General features: G+C 61.8%; 16 protein-coding genes. 9 read left to right on the top strand and 7 right to left on the bottom strand.

Annotated elements, in window-relative coordinates:
- Position 1: 1 nt before the first annotated feature.
- From ACOQOT_RS04840 to ACOQOT_RS04830, 3 genes are all read right to left on the bottom strand, one after another.
- Entirely contained in the window at positions 2–514 is a 513-nt protein-coding gene (locus tag ACOQOT_RS04840) for a hypothetical protein (RefSeq protein WP_420561247.1), read from the bottom strand.
- Positions 515–620: 106 nt separating this feature from the next.
- Complete coding sequence (locus ACOQOT_RS04835) at positions 621–1,157, bottom strand: PAS domain-containing protein (protein ID WP_420561246.1); 537 nt, start codon at positions 1,155–1,157, stop codon at positions 621–623.
- A gap of 137 nt (positions 1,158–1,294) precedes the next feature.
- Positions 1,295–1,723 carry a MucR family transcriptional regulator gene (locus ACOQOT_RS04830; protein ID WP_420561245.1) on the bottom strand — a complete coding sequence of 143 codons (429 nt, stop codon included), beginning with the start codon at positions 1,721–1,723 and terminating at the stop codon, positions 1,295–1,297.
- 576 nt (positions 1,724–2,299) lie between these two features.
- On the opposite strand from ACOQOT_RS04830, the gene ACOQOT_RS04825 reads away from it, so the two are divergent.
- A complete protein-coding gene (locus tag ACOQOT_RS04825; RefSeq protein ID WP_420561244.1) occupies positions 2,300–3,355 on the top strand; it encodes a Rieske 2Fe-2S domain-containing protein in 1,056 nt (351 codons plus the stop codon).
- A gap of 15 nt (positions 3,356–3,370) precedes the next feature.
- Here ACOQOT_RS04825 and ACOQOT_RS04820 read toward each other — a convergent pair whose 3' ends face one another.
- The gene (locus tag ACOQOT_RS04820; RefSeq protein WP_420561243.1) at positions 3,371–4,027 is read right to left on the bottom strand and encodes an OmpW/AlkL family protein; all 657 of its coding nucleotides are present in this window, start codon (positions 4,025–4,027) and stop codon (positions 3,371–3,373) included.
- Between the two features lie 138 nt (positions 4,028–4,165).
- The gene (locus ACOQOT_RS04815) at positions 4,166–5,083 is read right to left on the bottom strand and encodes an alpha/beta hydrolase (RefSeq protein ID WP_420561242.1); all 918 of its coding nucleotides are present in this window, start codon (positions 5,081–5,083) and stop codon (positions 4,166–4,168) included.
- Positions 5,084–5,235: 152 nt separating this feature from the next.
- Here ACOQOT_RS04815 and ACOQOT_RS04810 point away from each other — a divergent pair, with 152 nt between their 5' ends.
- Complete coding sequence (locus ACOQOT_RS04810; protein ID WP_420561241.1) at positions 5,236–5,517, top strand: hypothetical protein; 282 nt, start codon at positions 5,236–5,238, stop codon at positions 5,515–5,517.
- A 19-nt stretch (positions 5,518–5,536) separates the two neighbouring features.
- A complete protein-coding gene (locus ACOQOT_RS04805) occupies positions 5,537–6,310 on the top strand; it encodes a helix-turn-helix domain-containing protein (protein WP_420561240.1) in 774 nt (257 codons plus the stop codon).
- Between the two features lie 15 nt (positions 6,311–6,325).
- On the opposite strand, the gene ACOQOT_RS04800 is transcribed toward ACOQOT_RS04805, so the two are convergent.
- Positions 6,326–7,477, bottom strand: a complete 1,152-nt coding sequence (locus ACOQOT_RS04800) for a DUF2336 domain-containing protein (protein WP_420561239.1) — start codon at positions 7,475–7,477, stop codon at positions 6,326–6,328.
- 185 nt (positions 7,478–7,662) lie between these two features.
- Between ACOQOT_RS04800 and ACOQOT_RS04795 the strand changes: the two genes are divergently transcribed.
- Genes ACOQOT_RS04795 through ACOQOT_RS04780 form a run of 4 tightly spaced genes read left to right on the top strand, consistent with a single transcriptional unit; the run spans position 7,663 to position 9,495 of the window.
- The gene (locus ACOQOT_RS04795) at positions 7,663–8,004 is read left to right on the top strand and encodes a hypothetical protein (protein ID WP_420561238.1); all 342 of its coding nucleotides are present in this window, start codon (positions 7,663–7,665) and stop codon (positions 8,002–8,004) included.
- Positions 8,005–8,046: 42 nt separating this feature from the next.
- Positions 8,047–8,316, top strand: a complete 270-nt coding sequence (locus ACOQOT_RS04790) for a hypothetical protein (protein WP_420561237.1) — start codon at positions 8,047–8,049, stop codon at positions 8,314–8,316.
- Positions 8,317–8,342: 26 nt separating this feature from the next.
- Entirely contained in the window at positions 8,343–8,762 is a 420-nt protein-coding gene (locus ACOQOT_RS04785; protein ID WP_420561236.1) for a hypothetical protein, read from the top strand.
- Positions 8,763–8,808: 46 nt separating this feature from the next.
- On the top strand, positions 8,809–9,495 hold the full coding sequence (locus tag ACOQOT_RS04780; RefSeq protein ID WP_420561235.1) for an NAD(P)H-binding protein: 687 nt from the start codon (positions 8,809–8,811) through the stop codon (positions 9,493–9,495).
- Here ACOQOT_RS04780 and ACOQOT_RS04775 read toward each other — a convergent pair.
- Entirely contained in the window at positions 9,485–10,741 is a 1,257-nt protein-coding gene (locus tag ACOQOT_RS04775) for a sensor histidine kinase (RefSeq protein ID WP_420561234.1), read from the bottom strand. The two genes, ACOQOT_RS04780 and ACOQOT_RS04775, sit on opposite strands and share 11 nt — an antisense overlap.
- A gap of 298 nt (positions 10,742–11,039) precedes the next feature.
- On the opposite strand from ACOQOT_RS04775, the gene ACOQOT_RS04770 reads away from it, so the two are divergent.
- The gene (locus ACOQOT_RS04770; RefSeq protein WP_420561233.1) at positions 11,040–12,296 is read left to right on the top strand and encodes an MFS transporter; all 1,257 of its coding nucleotides are present in this window, start codon (positions 11,040–11,042) and stop codon (positions 12,294–12,296) included.
- On the top strand, positions 12,293–13,561 hold the full coding sequence (locus tag ACOQOT_RS04765) for an MFS transporter (RefSeq protein ID WP_420561232.1): 1,269 nt from the start codon (positions 12,293–12,295) through the stop codon (positions 13,559–13,561). Before ACOQOT_RS04770 ends, ACOQOT_RS04765 begins: the two co-directional genes overlap by 4 nt.
- Positions 13,562–13,566 lie beyond the last annotated feature (5 nt).

The raw sequence follows: 13,566 nt of genomic DNA, 5'->3' as shown, positions 1-13,566 counted from the left end.
ATTACCTGTTCGCGCACTCGGCGCGAAGCGCGGTGGCGCCTTCTGCCGCTTTGGCACATTGTTGGCCGGGAAAACAGAACCCGGCGGGCGAGCCGTTGAAGATGAAAGCGATCTCCGCATCGCCGCGTTCATTCGGCGCAAAGGTGCCGGTCATTTCATAGGTGCGGCTTTCACCGGGCTGCAAAGTCAGCACGTCGCCGATCGCGGGCGCGGAGAGCGGCACGTAATGCACGCCGTCCACCGCCACATTGACCGAACCACCGACGGCAGTCAGCGTACAGCGGCCTGCGAACTCGCTTGCCTGATCGGCCGGTGCATCGATTTTGAAGCGGGCGGCATCGCGCGGGCCGACTTCCTTCACCCCTTCTTCGATGCGCGCCTGCGCGGCGGCAGCCTGAGCGGCAGGCACGCCGCCCGGGATTGTCAGAGCGAAAGCAGCGGCCAGCACAGCCGGCAGCATGAAAGCGGTGAAAGAAAAAGAACGGCCTTTGATGGCGCCGCGCCGATACATCATGACAACATCCCCGTTGCGAACACCCCCGCTCCCCAATCACACGATCTGCCGGGACACGATTTTCCCGCCGCCTTGTCTTTTAGTGCAAGGACGGCGGAGCCGGGTTTCAAGCGATCTGGACGATCTTACCGCTATCCTTGACCAGCGCATCCGCCTTTTTCGAAAGCAGAAAAGCATCATAGCCGATCATCATCGCCACATCGCCATTTTCACCGGCGAGCGGCAGGCGCAGCCAGACTTGGTGAAAAGTGGGCCGGTTTTCGCCCATCAGGCGGGTGACGCCGTAAGCCGGTTTGCGCTGTACGGCAACGCGGTGCGCCACCGCCTGCCAATAGCGCGCTTCATCGGGCGGCAACGCCTCATCGAGCATTCGCCCGGTCAGCTCCATCCCATAGCCTTCCCGAAGGCGCGTGCCCGCGAGGCGGACTTTCGCCTTCAGCTCCGGCTGGCTGATCTCCATCAGGCAGATACCGGGCAGAAGTGAGGGAATATGAACCGGGTCGATGTCGGCGCGGCGGGGAAGCGCCCCTTCGGGATGGCGCTCGAGCCAATAATCGAAGAGCTTCTGCAATTCAGGCAGCGGCAAATGGGAGCGGAAGCCCCTGTATCCATCCTGTGACTGCGTGAACTGTGCTTCCTGCACTGCGCTCTCCTCCGATTCGTTAACTATGAAGACAAGAGGCCTGCATAGCAAGAATCATAAAGGTCACAGATGCGCTTTAAGTCTCTGAGATAGTTGACAAATAGTCGGCAGGCAGAATGCGAATCCGCGAGTGATGACTAACCCGAACGGCGGGCGCCGCGCGGCCGGCCAACGGATTTCTGCCCGAGCCCCATGCGCTTGGCGAGCTTGGAGCGGGCCTTGGCATAATTGGGCGCGACCATCGGATAATCCGCCGGAAGGCCCCATTTCGTCCGGTATTCTTCCGGCGAAAGGTTGTAGTGGGTGCGGATATGGCGCTTGAGGGATTTGAAGCGCTTACCGTCTTCAAGACAGACGAGATAGTCCGGCGTCACCGACTCTTCGACGGAGATCGCGGGCACGGGCGCGGCATCACTCGGCATCGGCACGTCGTTCACGGCCGATTCCAGCGCCTGATAGACCTGATGGATAAAAGCGGGCACATCGGATAGCGGGAGCGAATTATTGCTCACATAAGCCGACACAATCCCTGCGGTCATGTCGATGAGATCCGCTTTTTCAGTCATGCGCTCGTCTCCGCCCGACATGCGTCCGGTCCAAGTCCATACTTCAGGAATGCTTTAGCCCTGCCCGAAAACAGACTATTTAGGATAATTCTATCAATTTTCAATTTGACCGGCAACGTATAACGAAAGAATTTGCGATATAATTACACTCTGTATCCTGTCTAAGCGCTAATACTCACGCACGAAGACCAACGTTTTCACACGCACTGGCGTTCCAAAAAAGTAAAGCGTACGCTGCGAAATCTACTTGTGGGCCATCCTGGCCGCTACAGGCAGTGAATAGGCAAATTGGCCTGCCTGATTTGTAATGTTTACGCTGACCTATACGGCCAAAACCAGGGAAAATTTCCCTATCTCTTCCCTATCATTCATTTCGCGCGGTTATTTATCACGCTGCTTCAATTATTGGCGCAAGGCGCTTGTTAGACTGCACCGCCTCTGCGATCACTGATCAGGATCCCCACTCTGCGGCCATCGGCGCCTTTCTATAGAGCCCGCCGCACAGCATAATGACGCCCGCTCGACAACGCCCATAGGAGGGAGCCCCCTCCGCCTTGCCTGAAGAGACACAAGATTATGTTCCTGAGAGATATCTGGTATTTCGCGCTGCCTGGGGAAAGCCTGAAAAAAGGCGACATGCATCACAAAGTCTTGCTCGGCGAGCCGGTGGTGATCGGCCGGGACGCGGAAGGCGCGCCCTTCGCGCTGCGCGATATCTGCCCGCACCGGGGCGTGCCGCTCTCCTCCGGCCAGCTTTATGCCAAGGAAAAGAGCGGCTGCGGCAAGGCGGCGCTGGAATGTCCCTATCACGGCTGGAAGTTCGGCACGGACGGCGCCTGCCTTGAAATCCCCTCTCTCGTGCCGGGCCAGGATATGGATGTCGGCCGCATCAAGGTGCGCCGCTATCCGGTGCGCGAGGTGCAGGGCAATATCTGGATTTATATGGCCGCGGATGAGCGCGCGGAGGCTGAGCCGCAAAGCGCCCCGCCCCTCATGCCGGGCTTCGAGGGCCGCGCGCCTAACCTGCGCGAGGCGATGACCTTCGCCTGTCATATCGACCATGCGGTGATCGGGCTGATGGACCCGGCGCATGGGCCCTTCGTCCACCGTTCCTGGTGGTGGCGCACGGGCGCATCGATCCATGAAAAGGCGAAGGACTTTGCTCCCGCCCCGCAAGGGTTTTCCATGGTCGCGCACCGTCCTTCCAAGAATTCCTTCGCCTATAAGATCCTGGGCGGCGCGCCGGTGACGGAAATCACCTTTCAGCTGCCGGGCGTGCGCATCGAAAACATTCAGGCGGGCCGCCACCGCGTCGTCGGCTTTACGGCGGTAACGCCGGTCGATGAGAACACGACGGAAATCACCCAGAGCTTTTACTGGACCATGCCCGCGCTCAGCCTGCTCAAGCCCGTGGCGCGGCGTTTCATCCGCGCCTTCCTGAAACAGGACGGAGACATGGTGAACCTGCAGCAGAAGGGGCTGAAGTTCGAACCGCGGCTCATGCTGATCAACGATTCGGATGTTCAGGCCAAGTGGTATCACCGGCTGAAAAAAGAATGGGCGGATGCAAAAGAGGCCGGACGGGATTTTGAAAACCCCGTCCAGCCCGTAACTTTGCGCTGGCGCAGCTAAGGCTGCGCCCTTGTCTTAGAAGCGGTAGCCGACGCCGAGGCCGAAGAGCCAGGGATCGATATCCACATCCGCCGTCACCGCGCCGCCATTCAGGCTGACATCGGTATTCAGGAAGATCTTCTTCACGTCGATATTGGCGACCCATTTGTTGCCGAGATCGATGTCCATACCGGCCTGCAGCGCCCAACCGAAAGCATTGTCATAGTCGGCGCTGGTGATGGCACCGCCAGGCGCATCTTCGTTGAAGAAGACCGTGTAGTTGACGCCCGCGCCCACATAAGGACGGTAGGTCTCTTTCGGCAGGAAGTGGTACTGCAGCGTCAGGGTCGGCGGCAGCAGGCTCACTTTGCCGAGGTCCAGGCTGCCCGCGCCTTTCCACGTCACATCGTGACGGGTCGTCGCCAGGATGAGTTCAGCGGCGATGTTGTCGGTGAAGAAGTAGGAAATGTCGACTTCCGGGACATAGTCCTCGTCGATTTCCACCGTGCCGCCCAGCGGGTTCACATCGGCATCTTCATCCGGCACCACGGCCACGCCGCGCACGCGCACGAGCCAGGGGCTGTCTTCTTCACCGTCGGCGGCCATGGCCGGCGCGGCGATTGCGGAAAAGGTCATCGCGGCAGCGCCAAGCAGCGCGGCCGGAAGTGCGGAAAATTTCTTGCGGTTCGTCATCTCATCCCTCGCAGGTTCAACGTTCTGAGGGTGAAGATGCGCGCAATTGATTGACCGGTCCTTGATACCGATCAATCAAACGCTTTTTAGCCTGCGACAAAGTGTTCCGCTGCCGGATTTTTCCCTTGCCGGACCTCTTTAAGCGCTGAGGCGTGCCGCGCCCGGCCTTTTGGCGAGATAGGCGGCAATATCCTCAAGCGCCCTCCCCCCTTCGGGCAGCATCGGGTAATAAGCATGCCAAACATGGATCATCTCCGGCCAGACATCGAGCATGGCATCGACGCCAGCCGCCTTCGCCCGTTCGGCCAGCAGCCGGGAATCATCGAGCAGCACTTCGGCATCGCCCACCTGAATAAAGAGCGGGGGAAGCCCCGTCAGATCGGCGAAAAGAGGTGAGGCCAGCGGCTCGCCTGCAGAGGCCCCGCCAAGATAAAGCGCCGCCATTTCAGCGATGCCGGACTGGTCGATCATGGGATCGGCCTCGGCACGGCTCTCATAAGCGCCGCTATTGCACTTCAGGTCTACCCAAGGGCTGATGAGGCAGGCGGCAGCCGGCATGGGCAGGCCTTCCTCGCGCGCCTTGAGGAGCACGGCAAGCGTGAGCCCGCCGCCTGCCGAATCGCCGCCGAGCACGATGTCCCCCGGCGCATGGCCTTCGTCCAAAAGCGCGCGGTAAGCGGCAAGCCCGTCTTCCACCGCTGCCGGAAAAACATGTTCCGGCGCCAGGCGGTAATCGGGCACGACAAGCTCGCGGCCCGTCTTCAGCGCCAAAAGCGCCGTCATATGCCGGTGCGAACGGGGAGAGCCGAGGACATAGCCGCCGCCGTGATAATAAAGAAAGCGGCCTTGAGGTGTCTTGCCCGCAGGCACGATCCGGTCGGTCTTCATGCCTGCCAGCTCGGTTTCGCTGACCTCCACCCCTTCCGGCACGCCGAACACTTCAAGCGTTGCGTCCATCGCGCGGCGGCGCTCTTCAAGCGGCAGGTCGTCGCGCTCCGCCGATCTTTGGCGCACCAGCGCTTTCAGCTTGTCGATAGGTCTAAGTTCCTCGCTCATTACATCCCTCCCCGGATCGCATGGTTTCTAGAGCCGCCTTTTGGCGGGCATCATGCGCCCCAGGCGTTCTTCAAGGCAAGCTCAGCAGTTTCTTCACGAATCACGGTATAAGCTGAGATACTTGAGAGGCAGCCGAAGCGGCGGGGACACGCGTGACGGACACCGGACACAAAAGCAGCATTGCAAAAAGCGAGATGGCTATCGGCAGCGGCATTCAATATAGCCGCGCCGCCTTCCGCACCATGGTCCGGCTCGACGAGAAAACCCGTTCGGAAGTCATGCGTGTGCTGAAAGACCTGCCCTCGCGCGAAGAACGGCGGATGCTGGGCCAGACCCATGAAGGCATCGCCCTTTCGGCGGGACGGCGGCTTGTCCTGCGTGACGAGGGACCCCAGATAACGGTTCTGGCCATTACCGGCCGCATAGCGGCTTAACGGCGATTGCAAGAGACGAATGACAAAGAAAAAAGACTCTCCGCAGATCATTCAGGGCCCAGACGGCGCACCGGCCTATGCCGTGCTGCCGATCGATGAGTATAAGCGCCTCAAGCAGCTTGCCGCCGACGCCGAAGATTTGCGCGCGGCCCGCTCCGCGCTTGAGGAAAATTTCCGCGCCGATCTCGTGCCCGCCCATATCGTGCACCGCATCGCCCGCGGCGAGAACCCTGTCCGCGTCTGGCGCGAGCATCGGGGCCATAAAGCCGTGGAGCTTGCCCGCGCCGCCGGGATCAGCCCGGCTTATCTCTCGGAAATCGAGACCGGCAAGAAGGACGGCACGTTCCGCACCATGACGGCGATTGCCGCCTGCCTCGATGTATCGCTCGACGACCTTGCCCCCGTCATGGACGAAGACGAGCGGGCCGAGCGCGAACATGCGCAGCGCATCAACCGGGTGCGCGCGCAGATCCGTCTGATCGAGCAGCTGGTGACGGGCTCCGTCGACTTTTCCACCGGCGCGGTGCGCCAGGCGGCCGAATCCCTTGCGGGCGAGGCCCAGCAATTGATGGATGAGGATGAAGAGCTGCGCCCCTGGCTCGGCGAGGTGCTGCGCGGGGTGGATGAAATCCGCGCGCTTATCGAAAAGGCGGAAGGCAACATTATCGAGACGGCGCAGAACGCCCGGCTCGATCTCGAAAGGGTTGTGGCGCTCGACAGTTTCAAACAGCCGCCCAAGGCCGCCCAGCGCCGCGCGGTGCCTGCGCCTGCGCAGATGAACGCAGCCGAATAACCTTCTTCTATTGCTTTAGAAGCTGCCTTCCTCGCCCGTGCCGAGCAGCGCTTGGCTGTGCAGCTCTGCAATATCGGCGGCCATGGCCTCATCCCATAATTGCAGAAGGGCCGTGGCGCGGGGGATCGTCAGTTCTTCGAAAAGCGCTGCGGCGTTTTCCGGCAGGCCCTCCCTGCCCGGCCCGCCGAGCGTTTGCGCCAGAGTGCCCGCTTCTTCCAAACTGAGCCCCAGCGCGCGGGCAAGAACGGCGGCAGGTTCGCCGCCCGGATCGGCAAAGACACGCGAGAGCAATTCGGCGCGCAAGCCGCAGTGTTCGCTCAAGGCCTGCACGCCCGCTGCCGGGCTTTCGGCCATGGCCGCTTGCAGAACAGCGCGCTGCGCGTCTGCGCCGAGCGGCGGCAAGCGGCGGAAGAAGCGCAAAAGCTGTGGCAGGGCGGCAGCATCCACCGCCTCACCCAGCGTGTCCTCGATCGTCGAATGGGTCATGACCGCATCGGGCAGATGCAGGCGCACGATTTCACGGCGCAGCTCCGCATTCACCCACCAGAAAAGCAGGCTCGCCGTCCAGGTGCTCAGCTCCGCGCGCAGCACCAAAGGCCGGTGCCAGCTTTCGCGCCCATTGGCCGCGCGCACCGCGTTTTCCATGGAGCGGGGGCAGAGCTCGGAGCCCGGATTGGCAAGGAGAAGATAGACCGCCTCGACATCGTCATGATGCAAGATGGCCGCAGCCAGTTCCGGCGGCACTTCCTCGCGCAACGCCAGAAGGGCGCGGTGTTTTTCCGAAACCGCCGCCGCTTCGACCAGCACGGAGACGGGCATATGCGCGCCTTCCAGCAAAAGCGGCTCGGCGACGGGCGGCACATCGAGCGCCAGATGGCGGGTGAGATGGGGCAGCGGCTCGGCCATTTGCGCCGTGCGCTCGGCGAGGCGGCGCTTGGTGACGAGATCGAGCTGGCCATAGGCGTGGGAAAGGCTGAGATCGAGGAGATCACGCTCGGGTTTTGGAATGCGCCCGGCCGGCATGAGCGCTAGATCGGCAAGCCGCCGGAGCAGCAAGGCCAGACCGTTCTGCGCCGCCTTGCCGAGCGCACGGTCCCCCGCGCCGGGCATATCGAACTCGATACCGGCAGCTTGCGGCAGGTCGGGCCTTTCGGGCGAATCGGCCAAGAAAATCATCCTTTCCAGCGGGTTAACCCTGATTTTCCTCTCCCGCCCCCTAAAATCCCGTAAAGACGCCTGAGGAAGGCTCCCCTCTTCCTCAGGTCAATTGGCCTGCCGGGTTTATTCCGTTAAGCTCGCCCCAACTTTTCCAGGTCCGGGGGGACCCGGGATCAACGGTAAAGGGGTTCTCGATGTTCATTTCCACGCGGCGCGGCCGGTCCATCGGCCTTCTGGCGGCCTTCGGCTTGTCGCTTATTCTTGCCGGCTGCATCTCCGAGCCCGAACCGGAAGTGCTGAACGATCCGCTCTACAAGCTCGGCTATTCGGATGGCTGCCGCACGGCCCATACCCGCATCGAAGGCTTCGAGAAGAAGACCGTACACCGCAACGAGGCGCTCTACGAGCGCGAGGAAAATTACCGCGAAGGCTGGAAGAACGGCTACGGCACCTGCGGCGGCGCGACGCGCGGGGACAATGGCGAGCTTTTCAACGAACGCGGTAGCGCCCAGCCCTGGGATGCGGGACGTTTCTGATTTCACGCGCGCCCTTGCGGCATTCTCAGGCTGGAGAAACATATGCGTCTTTTGCTGATCGTTCTGGTTGCGCTGGCCGGACTTGCCGCCGGGCTGATGTTCTACCGCTACGGTACGCTGGAGCCTTGCCGCGCGCTGGCGCAGGACATGGCGGATGAAACCTTTGGCGAGGTGCAGGCCGCGCTCGGCAGCGAGCCGGGCGAGACGCCGGAAAGCGCGGTGCGCGCCATGCGTCTCGTGACGAGCCAATACGACACCTCCACCTGCGCCAGTAAATTATGGGCGCGCTGGACGGGCGGCGAAGACACGTAACGGCGCCGCTTCTGATAGGAGTTGCGATGCTCCGCAGGCTTTTCTCCATGCTGTTTCTTCTGGGTGCCGTCTTCATAGGGACCGTGCCTGTGGAAGCACGCGCCCGCATCGAAACGGGGCGCGATCTTGCCGAAGCCTGCCAGCTTGCCGTCGAGCACCGCTTGCACCGCCCGGAAGCGCCGCTGACCGGCAAGGCGCGCTATTGCCGCCAATATATCAATGGCTATTTCGGCGCGCTCGATGCGTTGCAGAAAGGGCGCGGAACGCAGAAAGTCCACTCCCACGACGAGAAGGACTATGTGCAATGCGCGCAGGTTCCCCGCGTCGGCTATATGGAAGACCTGGAAAAGAAAATTTCCCGCGCCGCCGACTGGCATCCGGACCTTCTCGACAAACCCGCCGTCGAACTTGTGATGCAGGCCTTCAACGTCATTGATCCTTGCTAAGACGATCCGTGCTAGGCTTGCCGCTCAAGCGCAAGGAACCACACGCATGAGCGACCATCCGAAAATCGCCGCCATTGCCGGGGCCACCGGGCTTATCGGCCGGGCCTTGACCGAGGCGCTGCTTGCCTCGGCCGCCTTCGATCAGGTGATCACCTTCACCCGCCAGGCGCCGGGCTTCGAGCACCCGAAACTGCGCGCCATCGAGCTGCCGGATTTCAACCGCATCGGCGAAGCCGTGGCGCAGCTTGAAACACTGATCGCGGAAGGCTTTTCCGCCCTCGGCACGACGATCAAGACGGCGGGCAGCCAAGAGGCTTTCCGCCGGGTGGACTGCGATTTCAACAACGCCTTTGCCGCTGCCTGCGAGGGCGCCGGCGCGCGGGCTTTCAATCTTGTCTCCTCAGTCGGCGCGGACGCACATTCCTCCAATTTCTATTTGCACTGCAAAGGGCAGACGGAAAAACAGCTCATCGATCTGCGCTTCGAGCACCTGCGCATTTTCCGCCCCAGCCTTTTGATCGGCGCGCGCAAGGAAGAGCGGATCGGCGAAGGGCTGGGCCAGCTTGCCGCGCCCTTTCTCTCGCCGCTCCTTCTCGGACCTTTGCGGCTTTACAAACCCATCAAGGCAGATGAGGTGGCGCGCGCCATGGCGAAAGCCGCTGAGAGCGGTGACGGAGACAGAGCCGTCAACATCTATCACTACGATGAGATGATGCGGCTTCTCAGGCGCTAAGAACGCCCGGCCACTCCCCCTTCCCGTTTTGAAGCGCGGGGGAGGCCGGTTTGCGCGGCACGATCCGTTCGGCGGGCAGGCGCGCCACGACACGCGTGCCTTTACCCTCCTCGCTTGTCAGCGTCAGCGTGCCGTCATGAGCCTCCATCATGGCGCGGGCGAGCGGCAGGCCGAGGCCGGTGCCTGGCGTCTTACGGGTGAAGGAACATTCCACCTGTTCGAAAGGTTCGAAAACGCGCTCCACCATATGCGCGGGAATGCCCGCGCCCGTGTCTTGCACGATGAGGGAGAGATCGCCGTTCTCATGGCGCTGCGTGCACAGGTCGATATGCCCGCCGGCGGGTGTGAACTTCACGGCGTTGGAGAGAAGATTGAGCAGGATCTGGCGCATATGCCGCTCATCGGCGCGCACATAAGGGACTTCCTCGCCCGGAATGCCGCAGACGCGGAAGTGCAATTGGCGCTCTTTCATCTCCGGCATGAACATACGCACGATGTCGATGGCGGTATCCACCGGATCGAAAACATCCTCGCGCAGGCCGAAGCGGCCGGACTCGATCTTCGCCATGTCGAGAATGTCGTTGATCATGGACAGAAGATGCGAGCCGCTGGCGTGAATGTCCTCGACATATTCCAGATATTTCACCGGGGCGACAGGCCCGAACGTTTCTTTGCAAATGAGATCGGCAAAGCCGATCACCGCATTGAGCGGGGTTCTGAGCTCATGGGACATGCTCGCCAGAAACTGGGTTTTGGATTTACTCGCCGCTTCCGCGCGCTGGCGTGCCAGTTCCAATTCTTCGGCGCGGTGCGTCATGACATTGGCGATGACGGCAAGAAGGCCGGTAATGGCGGCGACGCCGAGATAACGCCCCTCTTCCACCACGATGAAGCCTTGCACATCCGAAGACTGCAAATCGAACTGCAGGAGGCGGCGGTTCACCTCTTCACAATCGAGGCCGCCTTCAACGATGATGGGCGCGGCGTCCATCAGCGCGGTAATGGGCTTGCGCCCGAAAATATCGCGCCCGTAAAGACTGGCGTAAGTGAGCATGAATTGCTGGCGGGAGACGAGCCCGGCAATCGCATCGCCGCGCAGCACAGGAATATGCATGAGCGCGGGGTCTTCCATGAGCCTGTCGAAAATATCGGCACAAGGCGCCGTCACCTCGACCGGCGCAACCGGCACCGCGAGATCGCGCGCTACAGGATTGAGAGCGCCGCCCCTGCCATACTCCACACTCATGACCGCATCCCTTGCCTCACAGCGCGGGGTTTGCCTCGCGCGGGAAATGCAAATTAGTTGCGGCTATCTTTCGCCCCCGCCATTGCGCAATTCTTAAGATTCCCGAATGTCATGTAAAATTCACATTCGCGCATGAAGTGGCGGGAAAATGCGATAAAATGACATTCAAACGATAAAATCACCGCGGCGCTGCCCGCCGGTGTTAAGAAAATGCGCCGCATTGAAACAGCACGTGAGGCAGCGGCGGCAGAAGCCGGGCAAAAGCCCCGGCAGCAAAACAGGGCGCCGGGAGGCAAAGATGCAAAGAACCGAGGGGCAACTCGGCTGGTATATGGGCGGACAGGCAAGCTGGTTCATCAGCCTCGGCATGCAGTTCGTTCTCTTTCCCCATCTCGTTGCCAATGTGTTGCATGAGCCGGCTTTCTTCGTCGGCCTGGCGCAGATGTGCCTGCAAATTCCCGCCCTGCTTCTCATGCTGGTCGGCGGGCTGACGGCGGAGCGCTCGGACTGCCGGACGATCCTCATCCGCGTTCATCTCATCGCCGCGCTCCCGGCCCTCGGCCTCGGCTATGCGCTGCTTCAAGGCTTGCTCGCCTATGAAATTCTCATTCTTTACGCGCTGACCATGGGCACGCTCGGGGCCTTTGCCATTCCGGCCCGCGATTCCTCCCTCAGCCGGCTCGGCGGGCAGGACATTCAGCGCATCGTCACGATCGCCATGGGCGTGCAGCTGAGCGGGCAGCTTCTCGGCATGCTTTCGGTACAGCTCATTCCCTTCCTTTCGGCGTATTTCGGCCTGGAAGACCTGAACGCCGTCTCGCTGTTCCTGCATGTGCAGGCGCTGGTCATGGTGCTAGGCGGCATGGCGGTCTTTCAGCTCCGCCCCATGCCCTCGCTGCATGAGCCAAGCGGGGCCACGCGCGGCAGCGACATTCTGGACGGGCTGCGCGAGGTCTGGCATTCCCCCTCGATCTTCCCCGTGATCGTGCTCATCACCGCCATCGGGCTTTTATATGTGGGCAGCTTCATGGTGCTGATGCCGCTCATGGTGCGCGATATTTATGGCGGCGGCGTCTCGCAGCTCAGCGCCGCAAACCTTTCCTTCTGGGGCGGCACGATCCTCGCCACCGTCACACTGCTGCGCTTCGGCCATGTGGAAGCGCGCGGCAAGGTGCTCGTCGCTTCCGTGGGCTCGGGGGCGATCATCCTCGCGCTCTTTTCGCTGCCTATTTCCTTTTGGATGTTTTGCGCGCTCTCTTTTCTCTGGGGCATCGGCGCGGGCACGACCATGACCATCACCCGCACCATCGTGCAGAGCGAAGCGCGCCCGACGCACCGCGCGCGCGTCCTTTCCATCTATCAGCTCGGCATGATGGGCGGCGGGCCCATCGGCTCTTTCGCCATGGGCGGGCTTATCGGCCTGACCGGACTTGCAAATGCCGTGCTTTTGCCTGCGCTTGTGATGGCGGGCATTCTTGCCTGGCTCTGCACCCGCACGGCGCTGCTGTCCCTTCACGCGCCCCGCCCCGAACTTCACAATGAGGGCCGTTCATGAGCATTGCGGCAAACCCGCCTCTTCCCGCTCACCTCAAATGGTATATGGGCGGGCTCGGCACTTATTTCTTCGCCACAGGCATTCAGATGGTGCTGGCACCCTGGCTCATCAAAGAAGTGCTGGGCATGGGGCCGGAATATGTGGGCATCGCCCAAGCCTGTTCGATGCTCGCCATGCTGCTGCTCGGGCTTTTCGGCGGGGCGACGGCGGACCGCATGGAACTGCGCTCCTATCTCATGCGTCTGCAGCTCATGGGCATGGTGGTGCCGCTCACGCTCGCCGCCGCGATTTATATGGGCTATCTCTCCTATCCGGTGATGATCGTCTATCTGCTCGTCTTTTCGACGCTCGGCGCTTTCGTTACGCCGGCGCGCGATTCGCTCCTTACCCGCGTCATCAACCGGGAGCGGCCGGGCGCCATTCAAAAAGCCGTTGCCTCGGCCATGAGCATGCAATTCCTGTCGCAGGTACTGGGCAATCTCCTCAGCGGGCTTGCCGGGCTTGCAGGCCCGCTCTTTATCGTGCTCACCCAGGCGCTGGCGCTCGCCGCCGCCGCTTTTACCACCAGCCGCTTGCCCAAAGCCCCGCCGCCGCCCGCAGCCCCCCTGAAGGAAGATCAGAAGCGCCCCTCCCAATGGCAGCTCATCAAGGAAGGCCTCGTCATCGTCTGGCAGTCGGAGCGGCTGCGCCCCGTCATCACCATGATGTTTTCCTCCGGTGTGCTTTATATCGGCGTTTTCATGGTGTTCTTCCCCATTCTCATTCCGGATGTTTATGGCGGGGGATCGGCGGCGCTGGCCGGGGTCTATGTCGTCTTCTTTTCCGGTATCGGTATTTCCTCCACCGTGCAAAGCCGCTTGCGGCCCATCAAAAAGCAAGGCCGCGCCATCATGCTGGCGCTTTGCACCGGCTCGGCGGCGATGGTCGGCTTTCACTTCGAGCCGCCCTTCTGGAGCGTTTATGTGCTTGCCGCATGCTGGGGGCTTGCCGCCGGTGTTTCCATGACACAGTCGCGCGCCATTGTGCAGGAATTTGCCAGCGACACGCACCGCGCCCGGGTATTGTCGATTTTTCAATTGGGGATGATGGGGGGCGGGCCGATCGGCTCTTTCGCCACAGGCTATATCATCAAGGCCATCGGCCCGCTCAACGCGGTGCTCGTGCCCTCCGCCGCCATGGTGGTGGTGTGGCTGACGATGTTCTTCTTTTCCCCGCTCTGGGGATTGGAAGCGCCGCCCCACAAGATGGGGAGCGGCGCCTCCTGATCCGG

The organism is Tepidicaulis sp., assembly GCF_965222285.1.
Taxonomy (GTDB): domain Bacteria; phylum Pseudomonadota; class Alphaproteobacteria; order Parvibaculales; family Parvibaculaceae; genus Tepidicaulis.
The sequence above is the reverse complement of the archived record's forward strand: the minus strand, read 5'-3'. Positions and strand labels throughout refer to the sequence as shown.

Coding starts and splice junctions, on each gene's coding strand:
- ACOQOT_RS04780 (WP_420561235.1), top strand. CDS start 8,809: ATGAGCGACCATCCGAAAATCGCCGCCATTGCCGGGGCCACCGGGCTT.
- ACOQOT_RS04765 (WP_420561232.1), top strand. CDS start 12,293: ATGAGCATTGCGGCAAACCCGCCTCTTCCCGCTCACCTCAAATGGTAT.
- ACOQOT_RS04775 (WP_420561234.1), bottom strand. CDS start 10,741: ATGAGTGTGGAGTATGGCAGGGGCGGCGCTCTCAATCCTGTAGCGCGC.
- ACOQOT_RS04815 (WP_420561242.1), bottom strand. CDS start 5,083: ATGAGCGAGGAACTTAGACCTATCGACAAGCTGAAAGCGCTGGTGCGC.
- ACOQOT_RS04830 (WP_420561245.1), bottom strand. CDS start 1,723: ATGACTGAAAAAGCGGATCTCATCGACATGACCGCAGGGATTGTGTCG.
- ACOQOT_RS04805 (WP_420561240.1), top strand. CDS start 5,537: ATGACAAAGAAAAAAGACTCTCCGCAGATCATTCAGGGCCCAGACGGC.
- ACOQOT_RS04795 (WP_420561238.1), top strand. CDS start 7,663: ATGTTCATTTCCACGCGGCGCGGCCGGTCCATCGGCCTTCTGGCGGCC.
- ACOQOT_RS04790 (WP_420561237.1), top strand. CDS start 8,047: ATGCGTCTTTTGCTGATCGTTCTGGTTGCGCTGGCCGGACTTGCCGCC.
- ACOQOT_RS04825 (WP_420561244.1), top strand. CDS start 2,300: ATGTTCCTGAGAGATATCTGGTATTTCGCGCTGCCTGGGGAAAGCCTG.
- ACOQOT_RS04785 (WP_420561236.1), top strand. CDS start 8,343: ATGCTCCGCAGGCTTTTCTCCATGCTGTTTCTTCTGGGTGCCGTCTTC.
- ACOQOT_RS04840 (WP_420561247.1), bottom strand. CDS start 514: ATGATGTATCGGCGCGGCGCCATCAAAGGCCGTTCTTTTTCTTTCACC.
- ACOQOT_RS04770 (WP_420561233.1), top strand. CDS start 11,040: ATGCAAAGAACCGAGGGGCAACTCGGCTGGTATATGGGCGGACAGGCA.
- ACOQOT_RS04820 (WP_420561243.1), bottom strand. CDS start 4,027: ATGACGAACCGCAAGAAATTTTCCGCACTTCCGGCCGCGCTGCTTGGC.